A 21,814-nucleotide genomic window follows, 5' to 3' on the forward strand; every position below is an offset into this window, starting at 1 on the left:
ATGATTCCAGGCGAATACCGCACAGCAGCGGGCGAAATCGAACTCAACGCAGGACGCAAGGGCGCGGAGCTGATCATCGCCAATATCGGGGATCGTCCCGTGCAGGTTGGCTCGCATTTTCATCTGTTCGAGGTGAATCGTTCCTTGCGGTTTGATCGGGAGGCGGCCTTCGGCATGCGATTGGATATCCCGGCAGGTACAGCGGTGCGATTCGAGCCGGGCGAAGAGAAGCCGGTACGGATCGTTGAGCTGGGGGGAGCGAAGCGATCCTTCGGCTTGAACGGCTTAACGCAGGGCGAGGCGGTTAACGGGCAAATGAGCGATGAGGTTCGGGCAAGATGGCAGGCTTGGGAGGCGAATGGCAAATGAGCAGAATCGATCGGCAGAGCTATGCTCAAATGTTCGGGCCGACGGCCGGCGATGCGATTCGGCTGGCGGATACCGAGCTTTGGGCGGAAATTGAGCAGGACTATACCGTTTATGGCGACGAGTGCAAATTTGGCGGAGGCAAGGTTATCCGCGATGGCATGGGCCAGTCGAGCGGCGCCCTGCGGGACGAGGGCGTGCTGGATACGCTCATTACGAATGCAGTCATCATCGATCATTGGGGCATTGTGAAAGCAGATATTGGCATAAAAGACGGCATAATCGTCGGTATCGGCAAAGCCGGCAACCCGGACATCATGGACGGGGTAACGCCAGGGATGATCGCTGGCGCAAGCACGGAAGTGATCGCAGGTGAAGGTAAGATCGTAACGGCTGGCGGCATCGATTCGCATATCCATTTTATATGCCCGCAGCAGATTGAAACCGCATTGTCCTCCGGGGTGACGACCATGATCGGCGGCGGTACGGGCCCGGCAACCGGGACGAATGCGACGACGGTAACGCCAGGCGTATGGCATATGTCGCGAATGCTGGAGTCGATCGAGGCTTTCCCGATGAACATCGGTTTGACGGGCAAAGGCAACGCTTCATTCTTAGGGCCGTTGGTGGAGCAGATTGAAGCGGGTGCGATCGGGCTGAAGCTGCATGAGGATTGGGGGACGACGCCCGCGGCGATCGATACCTGCTTGGCGGCAGCGGAGCAGTATGATGTTCAGGTTGCGATTCATACGGATACATTGAATGAAGCAGGTTTTCTTGAGGATACGCTGGCGGCGTTCAAAGGCCGCACGATCCATACGTATCATACGGAAGGGGCTGGCGGCGGCCATGCGCCGGACATCATTCGTGCAGCTGGCGAGTTGAACGTCCTGCCTTCTTCGACGAATCCGACGCGCCCTTTTACGGTGAATACGATTGAGGAGCATCTCGATATGCTCATGGTTTGCCATCACCTCGATAGTCGAATTCCAGAGGATGTGGCGTTCGCGGATTCGCGGATACGTCCGGAAACGATTGCTGCGGAAGACATTTTGCATGATATGGGCGTATTCAGCATGATCAGCTCCGACTCGCAGGCGATGGGCCGGGTGGGCGAAGTGATCATCCGAACCTGGCAGACAGCTGACAAAATGAAACGCCAGCGAGGCGCGCTCGCGCCTGATCCAGCCAGCAACGATAATTTTCGAATTAAACGTTACATCGCCAAATACACGATTAATCCTGCGATCACGCACGGTGTATCGCATCTGGTAGGCTCGCTCGAGGTCGGCAAGTTTGCCGATCTGGTGCTGTGGCATCCGATGTTCTTCGGCGTGAAGCCGGATCTTGTTTTGAAAGGCGGCAGCATCGCGTATGCGCAGATGGGCGACCCTAACGCGTCCATTCCGACGCCGCAGCCGGTATGGGGCAGACCGATGTTTGCGGCCTTCGGCAAATCGTTATCGCACAGCTCGATTACTTTCGTATCGCAAGCCGCCTATGACAGCGGAATTAAAGAAAAGCTTGGTTTGCAGAAGCGGGTCGAGCCCGTCCGCGGATGCCGCAAGGTGACGAAGAAGGATATGATTCATAACGATGCTACCCCGCGCATTGAGGTTGATCCTGAAACGTACCGCGTAACGGTTGACGGCGAGCATGTGACTTGCGAGCCTGCAGATGTTTTGCCGATGGCGCAGCGGTATTTTTTGTTCTAACCGATGATGGCGAATTGGTTGGCGATGCAGCAGCTGCTTGATTCTGCGCTCCCGATTGGCGGCTTCTCGCACTCCTTCGGGCTCGAGACGATGGTGCAGGAGGAGCGGGTAGTGTCGAGCAGCCAGCTGGAAGCGTATATACAGGCCATGCTTCGGCAAAACTGGGCGACCTGCGATGCGATGGCCATTCGGGCCGTTTACCGCGACGCGCCAATCGATGATTGGGAGCGGCTTTGGACCGTCGAGCGGCTCATTCATACGCAGCGAATCGGGATTGAGACACGGGTCGGCGTTGAGAAAATGGGCAAGCGGCTGCTCAAGCTTGCGGCCGATATTTGGCCGCAGCTGGATTGGTCGGACGTAACGGCAGCATTAAAGGCAGGCAGATGCCTCGCGACGCATCCGCTATCGCATGGGTATATTTGCTGGCGCTTGGGCGCAAGCGAGCAGCAGGCGGTGGAGAGCTATTGCTATACGAGCATTGTCATGAGCGTGAACAGTGCGCTTCGGCTCATGTCGATGGGCCAGACGGAAGGGCAGCGGCTTATCGCACGGCTGACGCCAATGACTTCGGAGGCTTGGGCGATTGCCCGGGAAATAGAACCGGAAGATGCATATTCGAATATGCCGATGGCGGAGCTGGCTATGATGCGGCATGAAACGTTATATTCGCGATTATTTATGTCATAGCGAGCAATTTCGAATGGCATTTGAACGGGTTGCCAATTACGAGGAGGAATGAACGATGTGCCAAGGACAAGGACATGATCATAAAGAGTGGGTACAGCCTGCAGTTGATGGATCGAGACCGATTCGCATCGGGATAGGCGGTCCGGTTGGCTCTGGCAAGACCGCTCTAGTGGAGCGGCTGGCGCGCGAAATCGCAGGGCGTTATAGCGTTGCGGTCATCACGAACGATATCTATACCAAAGAGGATGCGCGGATTCTTGCGGCGACGGGTGTTTTGCCTGAGGAGCGCATCATCGGCGTGGAGACAGGCGGGTGTCCGCATACGGCGATTCGCGAAGACGCATCGATGAATTTTGAAGCGATCGAGGAGCTGGAGAGCCGGTTTTCGCCGCTAGATCTTATCTTCATTGAGAGTGGCGGCGATAATTTGGCGGCAGCGTTCAGCCCGGAGCTGGTGGATCGTTTTATTTATATCATCGACGTGGCGCAAGGCGAGAAAATTCCGCGTAAGGGCGGGCCTGGCATTATGCGCTCCGACCTGCTTGTCATTAACAAAATCGATCTCGCGCCGCATGTTGGCGCAAGCTTGGAGGTTATGAACGCAGACTCCAAACGGATGCGCGGGGATCGTCCATTCGTGTTCTCGAACCTGTTCGGCGGCGATGGCGTAGCGGATATCGTCGCATGGCTGGAGCATGAGATCGCGCATGCCAGAGGGCTTGCACACGAACATGAGCAAGAGCATGCGCAGCATTCGCATAACGATCACGGCCATGCCCACAAGCATGAGCATTCCCATTAATACGGCGCCCGAGGCCAGCCATATTACGGCGCTGCGCGCTACCTTTCATTGCGCTCGGGAGCAAACGGTCATAGCGGAGAAGTACCATACTGCCCCGATCAAGATCGCCAAGACGTTCCCGCTTGGCCAAGGCATTGGCGCGATCGTCATGGACGTATCCCCGGGGTTGCTCGATGGTGATCATTATGCGCTTGATTGGCGTTGCGAAGCCCGAAGCCGCGTCTACGTGACGAACCAATCGTTTACGAAAGTGCATCCTGCTGGTGAGCGGAACGGCGCAGTGCTGAGGCAAACGTTCACGCTTGGCGAAGGGGCGGTAATGGAGCATATGCCGGAGCCGGTCATGCTCTATAAGGATGGAGCGCTCCGAAGCGAGTCGAAGGTAACGCTGTCGCAAGGCTCTGTCTGGATGCAGGCGGATGTGTGGTGCCCCGGCCGGACGCTTCGCGGCGAGATTTTTCAGTATCGGAGATTCGAAAGCCGCATAAAGGTGCATTATCAGGATGAGCTTATTTTCAACCAGCGTCAGCTGCTCGAGCCTGCTTCGCAGCTGCTTGCTGTGCCGGGGGGCTGGGAGCGAGCGAGCCATATCGGCGCTTTTCTCGCATTCGGCGACCGAATTGGCGCAGCACAACTGGAGGCGGCACGCGACGCGCTTGCAGCGCTGCCTGATCGTAGTGCATATGGCGTTTCGATCGGCGCATCGCTTACGCATAAGCATGGCTTGGCGGTCATGGCAGCGGGTACCGCATCTTGGCCGCTGCAGGAGGCGCTGCGTGCAGCTTGGGCAGCCGTTCGACAGTCTGTGCTGGGAGAAGCACCGCTGCAATTGTTGCGGGTGTAGTCGAATAGCCGCGAGCAGCAGCTGCTTGCGCGGTGTTATAGAAAAGGCGATGGAGAAGCATGCTTCTCCATCGCCTTTTTTTGCAGCTTGTATGGGCCAGCATGTGGGTGAATAGCGCAGAAAAAAGTGCCCTAATCGCCCGACTGGCCAGCATGTGGGTGAATAGCGCAGAAAAAAGTGCGCTAATCGCCCGACTGGCCAGCACGTGGGTGAATAGCGCAGAAAAAAGTGCGCTAATCGCCCGACTGGCCAGCATGTGGGTGAATAGCGCAGAAAAACGGTTTAACCCCTCAATATTGGACACTTTTCACACTCACATTGCTCAAATCTCATCATAGCGCTATATCTCTGGGTTTTATGGCACCTTGCATAACTAATCGCAGATATTCGCTGGGAGGCCAATCATTAAGACTGCCATGAATGCGATCCCAGTTGTAGTAATGCAAATACCGGTCCACTTCCTTAAATGCCTCTTCGTAATTCTCGAAGCAGTTACGTTGGTAGCACTCTCGTTCCAAAATACTGTGAAAGGACTCGATGTAGGCATTTTTGTTAGGAGTTTGGTTTGGGATTCGCTCATGTTCAATTCCGGCTGTTTCACAAAACGCGTGAAACGCATGGCTCGTGAATTGTGGCCCGTTATCTGTTCGAATAACCGGACTAATCGGGCCATGCTCACTTCGTTTTAACAAGGCTTTTTGGAGCGTTAGTATAATATCGTCCTTGCTGCATGCCTTTCCTCTGTGGTAGGCAACAATCGCGCGATCAAACACATCAATAATGCTAGCCAAATAAAAGTGCCGCCGTTGTCCGGCTACATATCCGTATTTAATGTCCATTTGCCAGAGCTGGTTGGCCCCTGTAACGATGCGGTTATTGGCGACTCGTTTTGGCACCCGCGTTATTTGTTCGCGTTGTGGGAGGAGAATGAGCATCTCTTTACAGATGCGGTAAACCTTCTTTTTGTTAATGACAAGCCTATATCTCCGCCGCAAAAGAACGGTTAATTTCCGATAACCAAAAGATGAATCAGGCCCTTGAATTAGCTTTCGAATGTAACGCTGGATACGCTTGTCTACTACCTTATTGCCCGATCGGTCATACGAAAAGCCAGGGATGGGGCGCCCCGGTCGTACGGGTTGCATGCGTTCAGGATGCTGTAAGCGATAGTAGTAGGTTGACCGAGGCACCTGGCAGATCCGTAACACCGTTCGAGCGGGATAACCTTTTTCAATCCAACGAATCGCTACTTCAAGTCTTTCAGCGCGGCTGGGTTCGTTTTTTTTAAAAGGTCTTTCAGAATGTTGTTTTCCAGCTCTTTCTCACCCAACAGCTTCATAGCTTCCTTGTATTTATTCTGTAACTCATGAAGGCTTGCTGCATCTAGTTTCATCTGCTTTGCTTCGTCCTGTTTGCGTACCACTATATCACCCACCTCATCCTGGTATTGACGAACCCACGTGCTCAGTGTACTCGGAGACATACCGTGCTGTCGGGCAACTGCCTCTACCCTATACCCGGCTAGCACTTCAGCTACCAGCTCCCTCTTCACCGTAACGGGGCATCGAAACCTTCTTTTCATGGACAATTCCTCCACTTCTTCTAAGTTTATATGAAGTGGTGAAAGTGTCCAAGTTGATTAGGGGGCTATAAAGAAAAAGTGCGCTAATCGCCCGACTGGCCAGCATGTGGGTGAATAGCGCAGAAAAAAGTGCGCTAATCGCCCGACTGGCCAGCACGTAGGTGAATAGCGCAGAAAAAAGTGCGCTAATCGCCCGACTGGCCAGCATGCGGGTGAATAGCGCAGAAAAAAGTGCGCTAATCGCCCGACTGGCCAGCATGTGGGTGAATAGGGCACAAAAATGTACCCTATTCGCTCGGATGGCCAGTTTGTGGCTGAATAGGGCACAAAAATGTTCCCTATACGCTCGGATGGCCTGTTCGTGGCTGAATAGCGAACAAAAATGTGCCCTAATCGCTCGACTGGCTAGTCCGATTCGCGATGCACATATTCCGGCACGAGCAAGGTGCGAGTAGGCAGGCTGCTCGCATCTTCAATCGCCTGCAGGAGCGTTGCGGTGACGGCGTCCGCAAGCTTGGCTTCGGGGACGCCGACTGCGGATAGCGGAATGTCGAGCTGTTCCATGTGAGGGATATGGTCATAGCTGACGATTGCAATGTCGTGCGGTATCGCGATGCCTTCTCCTTGGAAGGCGCGCAAAATACCGCTTGCCAAGTCGTAGCTTCCGCTGATAACGGCGGTTGGCCGTTCTGGCATAGCTAAGAGCCGTTTGGCAGCATGATAGCCGTTTTGCCATTGCAGGCCTTCCGAATCAAGAAGCAGCTCGTCCGCTAATGGAATGCCAGCGGCTTGCAGCGCTTCTTGGTAGCCGATCCATTTTTCCCGCTGCTGCATCGATTCATCGATATAAGGGCCGACATAGGCGATGCGAGTATGCCCGTTCTCGACCAGCTTGGCGACGGCAAGCTTGATCGCCGCTCTCCGATTCATATCGACGGCAGGCACATGCTCGCGCAGCGGAGTGCCGATCGTGAGCACTGGAACGGTGGGCAGCTGATCAACCGCCGTCATGCGAAATGCACTTTCCTCGAACATCAGAATCGCATCGACGCGCAGCCGTTCGAAGGTTTGGATCGCTTCTTGCGGCTCGTGGATCGATAGAAGGGCGGTGAGCCCTTTAGTTGCCAGCCTCCGCTGGATAGAAGTCACAAGGGAGGATAATGCAGCGCGTTCGACGGAAGGCCAGACGATGCCGACAAGGCCTGTCCGCTTCGTCACGAGGCTGCGCGCCGCTAAATTTGGGCGGTAGCCAAGCGATGCGGCTGCTTCTACGACTTTGCGTTTGGTTTCTTCCTTAACGAGCGGGCTATTGTTGAGAGCCTTGGCGACGGTAGAGTAACTGACGCCGACTTGCTTGGAAATATCTTTGATCGTTACGGACATGAGCGTGGTGTCCTTTCATGGTTCAATCCCGTTCATCGTAATGGGTATAGCCTTATTATAACGGGTGTGATCGTTCTGACAATGCTCAACTGCTAGCGGAGCACTCGGAATACCACCATTATTTCAGCAAACATTCAGTTTGCTCCCATGTTCCATTCATGTTCATGTGGTTGAATAGAGCCATCGGAAGGCGCTTGCAGCTACCGCTGTCGAGCTGGCAGTTGAATGAAATGGAGGAATGGAAGTGGGGAAACGGTTGAAGAGATGGAAAAGCTGGAAGTGGCCTATCGGCGCTGCGGGCTTCATCGTCGTACTGCTGGGCGTTCATGCGGTCAAAACAAGCCCTGAGTTCGCGGAGGCACAGGCGGCGGAATCCCATTCAAAAGCGGCGATGGACGACACGGTGCGTGCGAGTGAGCAGTCCGGCGCTGATGCGTGGATGGAGCGGCGAGAAAACGGGAGCCGTATGGAGGGCAGGGATTCCTTCGGGCATCGCGGCAGAGGGGGCGGCTTTAGCGATTCTGATAGCGAGGAGAGCCAAGGCGGCAATTTCTCGAATCGCGATGGCGCGTTTGGTTCTACCTCAAGAACTTCGTAGAGAGGAGGAACGCGATGGACACGAAAAGGTTAAGGACACACACGTTTCGCGCGATGAATACGGCGATCGAGCTGTCTCTCGTTTGTGCCGGGGATACGATGGAGAACGCGATCCAGCTTGCGCAGGATTGGTTCGAAGAGGTGGAGCGGGTATTTAGTCGATTCCGCAGCGACAGTGAGCTAAGCCGCATGAATCGAGCGAATGGCGCGCCGGTGCTGGCATCCACGATGTTTATCGATCTTCTGCAATTGTCGGAGCAGTACCACAAGCAGACTTTGGGCGCATTTTCTCCCTATGTCGGCAGGCAGCTGGCGGAAGCAGGCTATAATCGTTCGTTCGAGCAGTTGGCAGGATTGCAAGAGAACAATGATTCAGTGGCGGACGCTTCGGGTTTTCCGATTCGTGAATCGGTCGGACTCGTCCAATCGCCGTTTCAGTTGGACTTTGGCATGCGTGCGATTACGCTGGACGCTGACGTCCAGTTGGATTTTGGCGGCATCGCCAAAGGGTGGGCAGCCGAGCAGCTCGTTCGCTGGCTTCAAACCCATTATGAAATGGTGACAGGGCTCGTGAATGCCGGAGGCGATCTGCAAGCGTGGCATCATGAGGCTGCGGCTGAGGAGCCGCGATGGCTGCTGCGCATAGACCTTCCTTCGGCGGATAGTGGCGAAGCGTTCCATCAGCGCGTGAACTACGGAGCGATGGCCACATCCGGCTCACACCGGAGGCGATGGAAAGTTGGTCAAGAGACGAAACATCACCTGATCGACCCGTTCACCGGACAGCCTTCGGATAGCGGTATTGTGCAATGCACCGTTTTCGGCAGAAATTTGATCGATTGCGAGGTTTGGGCCAAAACGATTTGTATCGTCGGGAAGGAGCGAGGGATAGCTATGCTGCAGGAGCGGGCGCCTTGCTATGAAGCGCTGCTGGTGGATCATGCAGGAAACGTAACGGAGCATGGCGCGGGATGGGCGAGAACGAAAATGACGGAAGCTGGGAGGTAGACAAAATGATAGATTGGATCGTGCATTGGCCGACATGGGGGCTTGCTCGCGCATTCGGAATCATCGCATACGTGCTGTTGTTTGCTGGCATAGCCACAGGCATGCTGTACAGCTATCCGATGTTCAAAAAGCGGCCTAAGGCAAAGGCAGCCTTGTTTCGCTGGCACACCTATATGACAAACAGCGGAGCGCTTGCCGCGCTAGCGCATGCAACGATGCTGCTAATCAGCACTTATTCGCCTTATAGCTGGAAAGAGGTGCTCGTTCCATTTGCGGCAGCTCGGAACCCGTTCTGGAACGGTCTCGGCACGCTTGTGCTGTACGGCGTAATCCTCTTGCTGTTATCATCTGACTTTCGCTCCAAGCTCCGCCGCGCGATATGGTTCGGCATTCATTTGTCCGCGTATCCGATCTTCGCAGCGGCAGCTCTTCACGGGTATTACATGGGGACGGATAGCGGCCATATGGCAGCCGAGCTAATGTACGGCGCAACGATCGTTATTGTCGTTGCCTTGTTCGCTATTCGTTTGTGGTTTCGCGAACGTTCGGGAAAGGATAAGGCCCCAGGCAAGGCAGGCAGCTCTTGGGAGGGCGAGCCCCGGCTGCAGCGTTAGCAAGCCTCCTTTAACAATCTGTAGCGTAACTTCGGTCATTTTCAAAACAAGCTGTATAGTGAAACCGAACGATCCGTCCTGTAACATTACACTTAGATATAGCAATCGCTTAGAATTTGATGGAACCGACTGAACGATGTTTGCATGCCTTGAATCGAGGAGGTTGAAAATCGATGAGAACGATTCATCGCGCGATCAACGCCGAAAGATTGGCGCAGCGGCTGAAGGAGCTTTCTCAAATCGGGCGGTTAGGCGAGAGTGGCGTCTGTCGGCTAGCCATGACGCCCGAGGATAAAGCAGGCGTAAGGCTCGTACGGTCTTGGATGGATGAAATCGGCCTTGCAACCAGAATGGACGCGTTCGGCAATTTGATCGGCCACCTCTCCGGGAGCGACGCTAGCGCGCCAATTCTCATGCTGGGCTCGCATATTGACTCTCAGCCGTATGGCGGACGCTTCGATGGGGCAATCGGCGTGCTTGGCGCACTGGAGGCGGTGCAAACGCTGTTGGAATCCGGTGTAAGACGGATCATGCCTATTGAGGTTGTAGCCTTCAGCGACGAAGAGGGCTGCCGATTCAACAAAGGGCTGTTCGGCTCGCGCGGGATTACGGGGAAATTGGAGGAAGGCGAGCTGGAGCGGGTGGATCGTAGAGGCGTAACCCGGTTGGAAGCGCTGCGGGCATTCGGCGGAGATCCGAATCGATTTGCGGACGATCAATACGCAGCCGGCGCGATTGCGGCCTATCTGGAGCTGCATATCGAGCAAGGCCAGGTGCTGGAGGCGACAGGGGAGCCAATTGGCATCGTAAGCGGCATAGCGGGGCCGCTATGGCTAACCGTTGCGCTTACAGGCGAAGCTGGCCATGCAGGCTCCGTGCCGATGGCGCTACGCAAAGACGCGCTTGCAGGCGCGGCAGAGGTCATTACGGCGCTGAATGGGCTTGCGCTGCGCGAAGCAGCTGGCGGCGCGTCGATTGTTGGGACGGTCGGTTCGATGTCGGTCTTTCCGGATTCCCGGAACATTATTCCAGAACGCGTAACTTTTACGGTCGATTTGCGGGATATCGATGTAGATCGGCGACGCAGGCTGGAGCGAGAGCTGCGTGAGCTCGTCGAGGAAATCGTTGATCGGCATGGCTTAACGCATGCGATTCGCGAGGATATGAATCGCGAGCCTAGCTATTGCGCGGACTGGATCAAATCGATCCTTCGCCAGGAGGCGGCGCTGATGGGGCTTGCTCCGCCCGAGCTAATGAGCGGACCTTTCCATGATGCGCTCGCTTTATCGGAGATATGCGATTACGGCATGATTTTCGTGCGCAGCAGGGGCGGAATCAGCCATCATCCAGCAGAGTATTCGGACCCGGACGATATTGCTGTGGGAGTGGAGCTGCTCTACCGTGCGGCTGCTCGGCTCGCAACGGATGACGAGAAGGAGGACGCCGCGGAACGCATGAGGACTACTGTAGCCTAGCCGTGGGCTTCTGAACGGATAGTTGGCGTTAAGGCTATATCGTTGTAGAAATGGATGGAAATCGAAGCGGGGGCATGGGTCGGCATGCGCCCGCCTTGCAATGGGGATCGCTAACGATGGATATTATGGCGAAGGCTGAGGGGAGGCAAAGCGTCAGCTGACCTGCCTGCTTAATCGAGCAGCAGCGTCGGTGAATGGGCAGCTGGCGCTCTAACGGATGACGCCGTGCACGTATTCATAGCCGCGCAGCGCGAGCTCTACAGCCATCCGTTTGTCAGGCTGCATGAAGTCTTCGCCGAGCAGCACGGCTATCTTGTCTAGCCGATGATAAAGGGTTTGCCTGACGATAAATAAGGCTTTGGCAGTTTCCTGTTTGGACCCGGCACAGTGCAAATATGTTTTGAGCGTAAGGAGCAGGTGGCCGTTTTTCTCGGAATCGCAGCGGATGATCGGGCCCAGATATTCATTGACAAAAGGGGGCAGGCCGCCTGATTGATACATGACCGACAAAATGCGGTAGACATGAAGCTCTGAATATAGCGGGCGGTCAAGTGGGCCGATCCGCTTCTGGATTCGAATCGTTTCTTTGGCCGAAGCATAGCTGTCCGGGATGCCTGACAGCGAGGCGGTTTCTGCGCCGATGCCTGCAAGGCGGGCAGCGAATGGGCCGATCCCGTCCTGCTTCAGCTTGTGGATGGCCCGCAGCAGCCGTTCGGACAGCTGCGGGCGGCCTCGTCGATCGAATACCAAGTAGACAAGCTCCTCCTCCGTACGAGCAGCCTGCACGTAGAAGCCCTCTCCCTCGAATGCCTTCCGCGCTTTCAAGTTAAGCTGAACGATCGAGCCGTCCATCCCGTTCGCGACTGTGCAATGCTCTCCTCCGACTCCCCATTCAAATAGCACGACGGCAGCCGATACCTGTGACAACGAAGGGAATGCCGCTGCCAAATACTCTTTAGCTTGCTCCTCCGTTTGCTTACCCTCTAACCACCCTAACAGCCATAGATCGGCGCGCTGGCGATTGCGTTCCTCCATATAAGTCGTCCTCATCATTTCTTGCGCAACCGCAGTCGCGCAGCGATCCAGCGCAAGCTTTTGAAATTCGGACAGCTCCTGCCGGCCAATAAGCAGCAAATCCGCAAATAAGTGATCGAGTGCTAATATCGGGCGATGCGCTGGCGGATGGTTGACAGAGTCAGGCTGCTGCTTCCCTGAGATCCAGTCCGCCAAGAGCGCATCGGCTTTCGGCTTTGGCATTGGCGGGACGAAGGCGGGCTCGCCTTCCACAGGGAAAAAGGCGACCTGCGCGTTCGCGGTCTCGTTGAGCAGTTTGAGAAGCGGCAGAATGCCTTTTCCCGAAAGCAGCAATTGATTGAAGCGGGCGGATAACGCTTCCAGCGCGGCGACCATTTGATGATGGCGATTGAGAAATAGGCGATGCAGGTCTTGGGTGATGTCGATGTACCGGACCTCGGGCTTCAGCAGGATGAGGGGAAAATGCTCCCGCTCTGCCAGGCGAATGACGGAATCAGGGAGCCGATCCATGCCGCCTGTAGTGGCCAAGCATAGACCGGAAGCGCCGCTGTCAATAAGCTGGCGAAGGTATGGCAGCGTAGTTTCTTCGTTCAGCCATCCTTCGGCGGAGGATAGTATCAGCTCGTGTCCGCCTTGGGACGGCGCTGCTTGCAGCGATTCGGCTAAATGCGCCCATTGGACGATTCGTCCGAGCGCGCGCTCGCTCGCAATCGTATGCGCCTGATGAAAATGGGGGCGCTGCAGAACTTCTTTCACGGTAATTTGAAGCACGGTATTGACCATTGCCGCACCTCCATATGTGAGGGTATGTAACTCGTAATCTGTGGGATGAGTGGTGAGGAGTCTGGGGAAGTCGATTTATTTTATTATACATGACCTGCCCTCATGCTGGAAGTAATATTTATGTAAGTTAATCTGACATGAATCTTGCCTTTCGACCGGCTCGCGCTCCTGGCTGCTCAGCGTATCCTCGTGCCGATTCCTCCCAATCTACTTTCATCTCTGTCGCAACCGCAGGCGAGCTCGTATAGCCTCAGAAACATATTTTTGCGTAGGGGAGGTCATAAAAAGCGGTTCGGTTGGGAATATTTACTTAAGGCAACTGTACAGCACGGAATGCTGCGGTTGCCTCTATTCGTAATTATCCCGGAGCCGATACAGGCGAATTATACACACGAGAGGAATTAGATGGACCCATGATACTTAATGCCGAGCAATTGGAGCAGAAGGCGCATGAGCTGGCACTTGTTCATAATCCGAGCGTAACGCGCCCCAATGACGCTGGCGTCATACGCGCTTGGGAGCGTGATATGGACAGCTTGCGGCAATTTACTGCCGTGTTGAAGGCGGACGGGGGCGTTTGCACCCAGCCCGCAGAGCAATGGCTGCTCGATCATGCCGATTTTATCGAGAAGGAAGCATTGGTCGTGCAGCGGGAGCTCAAGCGCGGCCTGCTGCGCAAATTGACATGGCTCAAAACCGATGGAAGGCCGCGCGCGCTTGCGATTGGCGATGTGTACTATCGGTCCACCAACGGCCTGCTTACCTTCGACTCGCTGACCGCATTCTTGAACGCATATCAAGAGATCGCCGCATTGACGCTGGCAGAGGCATGGTCGATGCCTGTGCTTCTTCGGATTGCAGCGATAAGCCGGCTCGCCGATCTGATGCGTGACGTGCGCGAGCGGCATGAGGCTTGCGCGAGGGTGGAGCGGCTTCTTAAATCGCTTGGGCCGCCGGACACGAAATTGCATGCATCCGCGATTAAGGAGGCGCTTGAGCGGCAGGGCGATTCGTTGCCGTTATCGGGCGCGGTGCTCGTCCATCTGATCAGCCATCTCAGCGAGTGGGCAGAAGATGCGGGCACAGTTCGCGAGTGGCTAATATGCAAGCTTGATACCGGTACTGAGCATCTGAATCGGATCGTTACCTATGAGCATCAGCTGCAAGCCGCGCATGAGGTGGAGTGCGGGCATCTGATTGGCAGCATTCGTACGCTGTCGAGGGGACAATGGAAGCTTGCGTTCGAGCAGATCAGCGTCGTCGAGCGAACGCTCATAACCGAGCGTTCCGGCGCGTATCGGAAGCTCGATGAGCCGAGCAAGCATACGCTTCGCCAGCGTGTAGAGCAGCTTGCTTCACGCTTTGGCGTCCCTGAAAATCTGATCGCCTCGCAAGCGATTGAGCTGGCAGACATGCGTGCGGAGCGTTATGGCAGCGAGGCGTTCGATATTGATCTCGCGGGAGACTTGCATCCTGTAGATCGAAGCGGTGCAGCCCCTCGCGACACGTTCGCGGCGTTTTACCTGCTTGACACGAGCGGCGTAGAGCAGCTGCACCAGTCGCTTCACGCCTGCAGCGAGCCGCGCAAGCTTCGCGGGGCTGTCGTTCGCAGACGCCGAGGCTCGGCTTATGCGATGTCGATAGGCGCGGCCTTTATCCTGTTTGCAGTCGTTTTCATGACGTGGGCGGGTATCGGCGCGGGGCTTACGGCAGGCATGTGGGCAGCGGTTATCGTTACGCTGCTGATGCCTGCGGCTGAGTGGGCCATTACGGTAGGCCACGGCTTGATCGGTAGCGCGGCGCGCACGCGTCCGCTGCTCCGATATGATCTGTCCTCCGGCATTCCAGCTGAGGCGAAGACGCTGGTCGTTATGCCGATCATATGGAGCAAGCCGGAGGAAGTAGAGGAGATGGCCGATCGGCTGGAGCTGCATTATTTGGCCAATCGGGACGATCAGCTGTACTTTGCGCTGCTTGGGGATTACACGGACGCGTCGAATGAGCGCGCGCCTGGCGACGAAGCGCTGCTGCGCGCTGCCCGAGAGCGCGTTGCGCGATTGAATGAGCAGCATCCGCGCGAGGACGGCGGACGGACGTTTCACTTGTTCCAACGCAAGCGGCAATGGAATGAGGCCGAGAACGTCTGGATGGGTTGGGAGCGCAAGCGCGGCAAGCTGGTGGAATTCGTCGGCTTGCTGCGCGGAGACGCCAATACGAGCTTTTTGAACAGCAAGGCATTAAGCGAAGAGCTGTATGATGTTCGTTATTTGATTACGCTTGATGCGGATACCGAGCTTCCGATCGGCGCGGCGCAGCGCATGATTGGCACGATGCATTTGCCCTATAACCGCCCGCGCCTGAATGCATCGCGCACTCGCGTGGTGGAAGGCTATGGCGTGCTACAGCCGAGAATCGGCATAAGCTACGAATCGGTATCGAACTCCCGCCTAGCGCGGCTGTGGTCAGGCGAACCCGGCATCGATCCTTACGCTTTCGCAATGTCCGATCCGTATCAGGATGTTTTCGGGCAGGGCATTTTTACAGGCAAAGGGATTATGGATATCGATGCATTCGCAGCCGTGCTCAGCGAGCGAATTCCGAACAACACGGTGCTAAGCCACGACCTGCTAGAGGGCGGCTTCCTTCGCGGCGGCTTGTTATGCGATATCGAGCTGATCGACGGCCATCCGGCGACGTTTAATGCGTTCCAGAAACGGCTGCATCGCTGGGTGCGCGGGGATTGGCAGCTGCTATGCTGGCTCATGCCCCGCGTGTGCAATCGGACGGGCGAACTGCAAACCGTCGATCTGTCGCCGCTCACCCGCTGGCAAATTATCGATAATTTGCGCCGCAGCGCGTTGCTCCCCGGCATCGTCGCGCTATTCCTCGCTGCCGCTTTCATGCCGACGCAAGCATGGGCTGTGATGACGATCGTTGCTCTGCTGACGGTGTGCATGCCGATTGTTCGAACGCTGGTCCAGCCTGTCCGGTTCATGCGGAAGCCGAGTACGCTATTATCTGCGGGGGGACAATCGATCGTTGCCCTTGTCACGTTGCCTTATCAGACCGTGCTGATGATCGATGCGATCGGCAGAACGCTGTTCCGCATGTATCGGTCCCGCCAGCGATTGCTGGAATGGACAAGCTCAGCGGAAGTGGAGCGAAGGAGCGAGAAACCGCGGGCCATCCATGGACTAGGCTGGGGAATTGTTATTGCACTCGCATACGGAGCCGTGTCCTTCCTGTCTGCACATGCGGCTGTGCGTTGGACGGGCGTATCGATTGCGCTCATTTGGCTGGCGGCGCCTACCGTCGTGCGTTGGATCAGCTCGCCGCCAGCGAAGCTGGATAAACCGTTATCCGAGGATGAGCGCGCCCAATTAACGAGGCTGGCCGCTGATATTTGGTCCTATTTTGACCGATATGCCGTCGAATCCGACAATTGGCTCGCGCCGGATAATGTCCAATTGGACCCGCCTAACGGACCCGCGAGGCGGACGTCGCCGACGAATATCGGCTTGCAGCTGGCATGTACGCTGGCTGCGAGGGATTTTGGATTCATTGAAACAGCGGATATGCTGACGCGGATGGAGCGGACGGTCGATACGATCGAACGGATGGAGAAGTGGAAGGGTCATCTGTACAACTGGTACGAAACCCATACGCTGCGCCCGCTGCCGCCGCTTTACGTCTCCACGGTCGATTCGGGCAATTTCGTCGGTTATTTGATTACGGTGAAGGAAGGCATAGCCGAGTATATCGCTGGCAAAATGACAACAGGCGGGAAAAAGCCGGATAACGCTTTGCGCGAACGGGGATTGCGACTCAATGCCAGATTGGCGAAGCTCATTAACGAGACTGAATTTGCGCCCCTGTACGATGATGCGTCACAATTGTTCACGCTTGGTTACCATGCGTCAGCCGAGCGGAAGGAAACGATCCTATATGATCTGCTGGCATCCGAAGCGAGGCAGGCGAGCTTCCTCGCAATCGCATTCGGGCAAGCGCCGGCGGCGCATTGGTTTAAGCTTGGACGAGCGATGACCAAGTCTGGCAAAGACGCGACGCTGTTGTCGTGGTCCGGCACGATGTTCGAATATTTGATGCCTGCGCTGCTCATGAGGACGTACCGCAATACCCTCTGGGACAAGACTTACCGCGGAGCCGTGCGCCGTCAGATCGAATATGCGAAGCAGCGCGGCGTGCCATTCGGCATATCGGAATCGGGTTATTACGCATTCGATTACCAAATGAATTACCAATACCATGCTTTCGGCGTGCCGGGGCTTGGTTTCCAGCGCGGGCTGGAGGATGATCTCGTGCTTGCGCCGTACGCGGCAATTATGGCGCTCCCTTATGCGAAGAATGAAGCGCTCGAATCACTCCGCCGCATGGAGGAGATGGGCGCGCGGGGGGAGCATGGCTATTACGAAGCGATCGATTGCACGGATAAGCGGATGCCGGATGGCCAACGCTCGGTCGTCATTCGCAGCTTCATGGTGCATCACCAAGGGATGAGCCTGCTTACGCTGGCGAATATGCTGCTGCCACGTACGATGGTGGACCGTTTCCATGCGGACAAGCGGGTGCAGGCGGCTGAACTGCTGCTGCAGGAACGCATGCCGGAAAAGCCGGCGTTAATTGCGGATTCCGCCAAAGCCTACTCGTCGCGGACGACAGCTGTGGAAGAGCAGGAGCGCACGGCTCCGCTGCGAGAGTTCACCGATCCGATTACGACAGTCCCAGAAGTATGCGTGCTGTCCAATGGCTCGTTTTCTTCAGTTGTCTCGAATAATGGGGGCGGCTTTACCCGGTTTGGCGCGATCTCGATTTCCCGTTGGCGCGAGGATCCTGTGATCGATCCGCCCGGCATCGGCATGTATATTCGCGATGTCAGCAATGGCGCCGTCTGGTCGCCGGCTTATGAGCCGAGCCGAGTCGCATCGTCTGAGATGCGGACGCAATTCTCACTGCATCAGGCAAGCTTCCTGCGCAAGGACGGGCCGTTCGAGACGGAGCTGGACATCTGCGTGTCGCCTGAATATCCAGCCGAGGTAAGGCGGATTATGGTGACGAATACGAGCTCCGACATCCGGATTGTGGAAATAACGACTTATACGGAGCTGGCGTTGGCGCCGCCGAATGCGGATGATGCGCATCCCGCGTTCAGCAAGCTGTTCGTTCAGACGGAATACGATGCGGACGCGGAATGCCTGCTGGCCGTTCGACGGCCGCGCGACAGCCACGAGAAGCCGAGATGGGCAATTCAGTCGCTGTCGATTGGCTGCGATGCGCTCGGTCCGATTGAATACGAGACGGACCGCGCTTGCTTCATCGGCCGCGGACATACGCTGCAGCATCCGCAAAGCTTAAGCAGTCGTTTGTCAGGCACGGTTGGCGCAGTGCTGGACCCGATCTTCGCCATTCGGCGGCGGGTCTCGATCGGTCCTGGCGAACAGGTGAAGCTGTTCGCTATTACAGGGACGGCTGAATCCCGCGAGGAAGCGCTTAGCATTACGCAAGCGCTGTGCGGGGAGCAGCAGATTGAACGGACGTTCCAGCTTGCGTGGACGCATAGCCGAATCGACCTGCGCCATCAACGTTTAACGGCGCATGAAGCTTCGCTGTTTCATACGCTTGCAGGCCGCATCCTGTATCCATCGCCGCTGCGGCCAGAGCGTGCCGAAAGCATCGCGGCGAATGGCAAAGGGCAATCAGGCCTCTGGTCGATGGGCATTTCCGGCGATTTGCCCATCGTGCTCGTAACGCTGGAGGATCGGTCGCAGTTTCCGTTCGCGATCCGTCTGATGAGCGGCCACGGGTATTTGTGCAGGCGGGGCCTGCCTTATGATTTGGTCATTTTGAACGAATCGGCGGGCGGATACCAGCAGGATGTATCGGACAATCTGCGCGTTGCAATCGAACAAAATGTCGACAAGCAGGCCGTTCGCCCTGGCGGGGTCTATCCGGTTGCGGCGAATCAGCTGTCTGTCGAGGAGCGCACGCTGCTTCTTGCCGTTGCGCGCGTCGTGCTTCGCGCGGATGGGCCGAGCTTGAAGGCGCAGTTGAAGGGGCTGGCGGCGGGCCAACCAGCCGATGGTCGCGAAGCGCTCTCGCTTGCGACGGAGGGGCAGCAAACACTCCCGTATGCTCCGCCTACCGCGGAAAGTCCGGAGGAGCTGGAGCTGTTCAATGGCTGGGGCGGGTTTACGACGGACGGGAAGGAATATCGCATTATTTTGCGCGGCGGCAAATTCCTGACGGCGCCGTGGAGCAACGTAATGGCGAATCAAACATTTGGTTTTCTCGTCACGGAGCTTGGGACCGGCTATACCTGGTGGCGCAACAGCCGCGAGTTCAAGCTGACGCCATGGTCAAATGATCCTGTGCTCGACCATCCGGGCGAGGCTTGCTACATTCGCGATGAGCGGACGGGCGTATTCGGTTCGCCGACGCCAGCACCCGCATCTGCTGATGCGCCTTGTATCGTATCGCATGGGCGAGGCTATACGCGCTTCAATAAGACCGAGAATGGCTTGAAGCAGCAGATGACTGTTTATGTGCCCAAATCCGATCCGGTCAAAATCGTTGAGCTTACGCTCGACAATGTGACGGATCAACAGCGCGAGCTGTCGGTTTCGTACGTTTGCGACTGGGTGCTCGGCGTGAAGCGGTCCATCAGCGCATCGCATATCGTGACCGAATGGGATGCGGAGGCTGGGGCGATGCTCGTCCGAAACGCGTATCAGGAAACGTTCCGTGACGATTGGGCGTTCCTTCGCATGCATGATGCGGATGAAGCGGCGAGGGGGAACGATCTGGAGGAGTCAGGTACAGCGTCGCGCCTTTCATTCACGTCGGATCGGGCCGAGTGGCTTGGCCGAGGCGGAACGCCTGCGTCGCCAGAAGCCATGAAGCGGGAACGGTTGTCCGGCTTTACCGGCGTACAGCATGACGCCTGCGGCGCAGTCCAGCTGAAGGTAACCGTAGAGCCGGGCGCGTCCAAGACGGTTTACGTGCTGCTCGGCGCCGAGCATTCTCGAGAGGGTGCATTGGCAATCGCGCGCAAGTATAGCCAAGCTGCGGTATGCCGAGCGGCGTTTGCGGAGGTCGTCCAATTCTGGGAGGAAACGACGCTCCAGACGAAGGTGGCGACGCCGAACAAGGAAATGAATTATTTGCTCAACGGCTGGCTGCTCTATCAAGCGCTCTGCTGCCGCATGTGGGCAAGGACCGCGTTCTATCAAGCAGGCGGCGCCTTCGGCTACCGCGACCAGCTGCAGGACTCGCTGTCCATGCTGCATGCTAGGCCGGATATTACGCGTGCGCAAATTGTGCTTCATGCCGCGCATCAATATGAAGAGGGCGATGTGCAGCATTGGTGGCATGAGGAAACAGAGCGCGGCATTCGGACCAAATATTCCGATGACCTGCTCTGGCTGCCGTACACGGCGGCGCGTTATATTACGCAAACCGCAGATGCTACCGTATTGGATGAGATCGCGCCATACTTGACGAGCGCGATGCTGACGGACGAGGAGCACGAACGTTATGAAGCGACGATCCAATCCGAACAGCGGAGCACGGTCTATGAGCATTGCGTTCGGGCGATCGAGCGGGCATCACGCTTCGGCGAGAACGGCCTGCCGCTCATGGGCATCGGCGACTGGAATGACGGGATGAACTCCGTCGGCGACTTGGGCAAAGGCGAGAGCGTCTGGCTGGGCTGGTTCCTCTGCGAAGTGCTGCGCCAGTTCGCAGAGGTTTGCGATTTGCGAGGGGATGCGGAGCGCGCGGAAACGTACCGCAATCGTCGGGAAGCAATCGCAGCAGCGATCGACAAGAGCGCGTGGGATGGCGAATGGTATCGCCGTGCGCGTACCGACGAAGGCAATTGGCTCGGCTCGACGCGCAACGAGGAATGCCGGATCGATGCGATCGCCCAGTCGTGGTCGGTCATATCCGGCGCTGCGCCGAAGGAGAAAGCGCAGCAAGCGATGGCCTCCTTCGACCGCGAGCTCGTGGATCGGGACATTATGGTCGCCAGGCTGCTGACGCCGCCGTTCGACCGGACGGACCCAAGTCCAGGCTATATTCAGGGCTATCCGCCGGGGCTGCGCGAGAATGGCGCCCAGTATACGCATGGCGTCATCTGGAGCATCGTGGCATGGTGCGGCCTCGGCAATGGCGACAAGGCGATGGATCTGTTCCATCTGCTCAATCCCGTCACGCATGCGCGGAGCGAGAGTGACGTTCGCAAGTATGCTGGCGAGCCCTATGTAATGGCGGCCGATGTTTATACGCGCGACCCGGTCAAAGGCCGGGCGGGCTGGACGTGGTACACCGGCGCTTCAGGCTGGATGTACCAAGCGGGGTTGGAATGGATTATCGGGCTTCGGCGTCGCTCGAACCGATTGTATTTTAATCCGGCCGTTCCGCGGGAGTGGCCTTCGTTCGAAGTGGAATATCGTTACGGCAAAACGGTCTATCACATTAAGGTAAAGCTGGTCGATACCTTAACCGAGCAGGAGCAGGCGATGCCGCTCGATATCGATGCGGCAGGCGATTTGCAGCCGCATCGGGATTCGACCGCGGTGAAACGCGACGAGCATGGAAGCTATATCGAGCTGGTGGATCGAGGCGGTATCCAGCCCGTGGAGATGACATTGCCACGTGCTGCGCATCATGCGGCAGCTCCAACAGATTCGCGCGCATAACGGATCCGATCGATCCATCGCTATGTGGCAAAAACAGCACCCCGCTCCTTGCGGCTAACAGCCAATAAGGACAGTAGGGGTGCTGTTTTGTTATGCATTGCGGTGCTCGCGTCCCGTAACGCAGTACCAGTTAAAAATAGTACTAGTTCAATCCAGCAGCTCATTCTACAATGAGCCTTATTTACACACTTGGCGTTGCTGAT

Annotated in this window: 14 protein-coding genes; 10 read left to right on the plus strand and 4 right to left on the minus strand. The window is 56.7% G+C overall.

What is annotated here, in order from left to right; translation table 11 throughout:
- Genes PAECUDRAFT_RS19680 through PAECUDRAFT_RS19700 form a run of 5 tightly spaced genes read left to right on the plus strand, consistent with a single transcriptional unit; the run spans nucleotide 1 to nucleotide 4,417 of the window.
- Entirely contained in the window at nucleotides 1-369 is a 369-nt protein-coding gene (locus tag PAECUDRAFT_RS19680; protein ID WP_006039898.1) for an urease subunit beta, read from the plus strand.
- Nucleotides 366-2,081, plus strand: coding sequence for an urease subunit alpha (ureC, locus tag PAECUDRAFT_RS19685; RefSeq protein WP_006039899.1), 1,716 nt, complete (start codon nucleotides 366-368; stop codon nucleotides 2,079-2,081). The genes PAECUDRAFT_RS19680 and ureC overlap by 4 nt, the downstream gene beginning before the upstream one ends.
- 24 nt (nucleotides 2,082-2,105) lie before the next feature.
- Entirely contained in the window at nucleotides 2,106-2,771 is a 666-nt protein-coding gene (locus PAECUDRAFT_RS19690) for an urease accessory protein UreF (RefSeq protein ID WP_006039900.1), read from the plus strand.
- Nucleotides 2,772-2,826: 55 nt separating this feature from the next.
- A complete protein-coding gene (gene ureG, locus PAECUDRAFT_RS19695; RefSeq protein WP_006039901.1) occupies nucleotides 2,827-3,573 on the plus strand; it encodes an urease accessory protein UreG in 747 nt (248 codons plus the stop codon).
- On the plus strand, nucleotides 3,503-4,417 hold the full coding sequence (locus tag PAECUDRAFT_RS19700; RefSeq protein WP_233516792.1) for an urease accessory protein UreD: 915 nt from the start codon (nucleotides 3,503-3,505) through the stop codon (nucleotides 4,415-4,417). Before ureG ends, PAECUDRAFT_RS19700 begins: the two co-directional genes overlap by 71 nt.
- Nucleotides 4,418-4,749: 332 nt before the next feature.
- Here PAECUDRAFT_RS19700 and PAECUDRAFT_RS19710 read toward each other — a convergent pair whose 3' ends face one another.
- From PAECUDRAFT_RS19710 to PAECUDRAFT_RS19720, 3 genes are all read right to left on the minus strand, one after another.
- Complete coding sequence (locus PAECUDRAFT_RS19710; RefSeq protein WP_324603688.1) at nucleotides 4,750-5,625, minus strand: IS3 family transposase; 876 nt, start codon at nucleotides 5,623-5,625, stop codon at nucleotides 4,750-4,752.
- Nucleotides 5,626-5,663: 38 nt separating this feature from the next.
- Nucleotides 5,664-5,999 carry a transposase gene (locus PAECUDRAFT_RS19715; RefSeq protein ID WP_006039905.1) on the minus strand — a complete coding sequence of 112 codons (336 nt, stop codon included), beginning with the start codon at nucleotides 5,997-5,999 and terminating at the stop codon, nucleotides 5,664-5,666.
- Nucleotides 6,000-6,404: 405 nt separating this feature from the next.
- Nucleotides 6,405-7,382 (minus strand): LacI family DNA-binding transcriptional regulator, encoded by a 978-nt coding sequence (locus tag PAECUDRAFT_RS19720; protein ID WP_006039906.1) that lies wholly within the window; start codon nucleotides 7,380-7,382, stop codon nucleotides 6,405-6,407.
- A gap of 244 nt (nucleotides 7,383-7,626) precedes the next feature.
- On the opposite strand from PAECUDRAFT_RS19720, the gene PAECUDRAFT_RS19725 reads away from it, so the two are divergent.
- The 4 genes from PAECUDRAFT_RS19725 (at nucleotide 7,627) to PAECUDRAFT_RS19740 (ending at nucleotide 11,076) form a co-directional block, all read left to right on the plus strand.
- Nucleotides 7,627-7,980, plus strand: coding sequence for a hypothetical protein (locus PAECUDRAFT_RS19725; protein WP_006039907.1), 354 nt, complete (start codon nucleotides 7,627-7,629; stop codon nucleotides 7,978-7,980).
- A gap of 14 nt (nucleotides 7,981-7,994) precedes the next feature.
- On the plus strand, nucleotides 7,995-8,987 hold the full coding sequence (locus PAECUDRAFT_RS19730) for an FAD:protein FMN transferase (protein ID WP_006039908.1): 993 nt from the start codon (nucleotides 7,995-7,997) through the stop codon (nucleotides 8,985-8,987).
- Between the two features lie 5 nt (nucleotides 8,988-8,992).
- Nucleotides 8,993-9,601, plus strand: a complete 609-nt coding sequence (locus tag PAECUDRAFT_RS19735) for a cation-translocating P-type ATPase (protein WP_050794400.1) — start codon at nucleotides 8,993-8,995, stop codon at nucleotides 9,599-9,601.
- A 173-nt stretch (nucleotides 9,602-9,774) separates the two neighbouring features.
- Complete coding sequence (locus PAECUDRAFT_RS19740) at nucleotides 9,775-11,076, plus strand: Zn-dependent hydrolase (protein ID WP_006039910.1); 1,302 nt, start codon at nucleotides 9,775-9,777, stop codon at nucleotides 11,074-11,076.
- Nucleotides 11,077-11,286: 210 nt separating this feature from the next.
- On the opposite strand, the gene PAECUDRAFT_RS19745 is transcribed toward PAECUDRAFT_RS19740, so the two are convergent.
- Entirely contained in the window at nucleotides 11,287-12,894 is a 1,608-nt protein-coding gene (locus tag PAECUDRAFT_RS19745) for a PucR family transcriptional regulator (RefSeq protein ID WP_006039911.1), read from the minus strand.
- Nucleotides 12,895-13,307: 413 nt separating this feature from the next.
- Between PAECUDRAFT_RS19745 and PAECUDRAFT_RS19750 the strand changes: the two genes are divergently transcribed.
- The gene (locus PAECUDRAFT_RS19750; protein WP_006039912.1) at nucleotides 13,308-21,611 is read left to right on the plus strand and encodes a GH36-type glycosyl hydrolase domain-containing protein; all 8,304 of its coding nucleotides are present in this window, start codon (nucleotides 13,308-13,310) and stop codon (nucleotides 21,609-21,611) included.
- Nucleotides 21,612-21,814: the final 203 nt, after the last annotated feature.

The sequence above is a fragment of the Paenibacillus curdlanolyticus YK9 genome (assembly GCF_000179615.1).
GTDB classification, from domain to species: domain Bacteria; phylum Bacillota; class Bacilli; order Paenibacillales; family Paenibacillaceae; genus Paenibacillus_T; species Paenibacillus_T curdlanolyticus.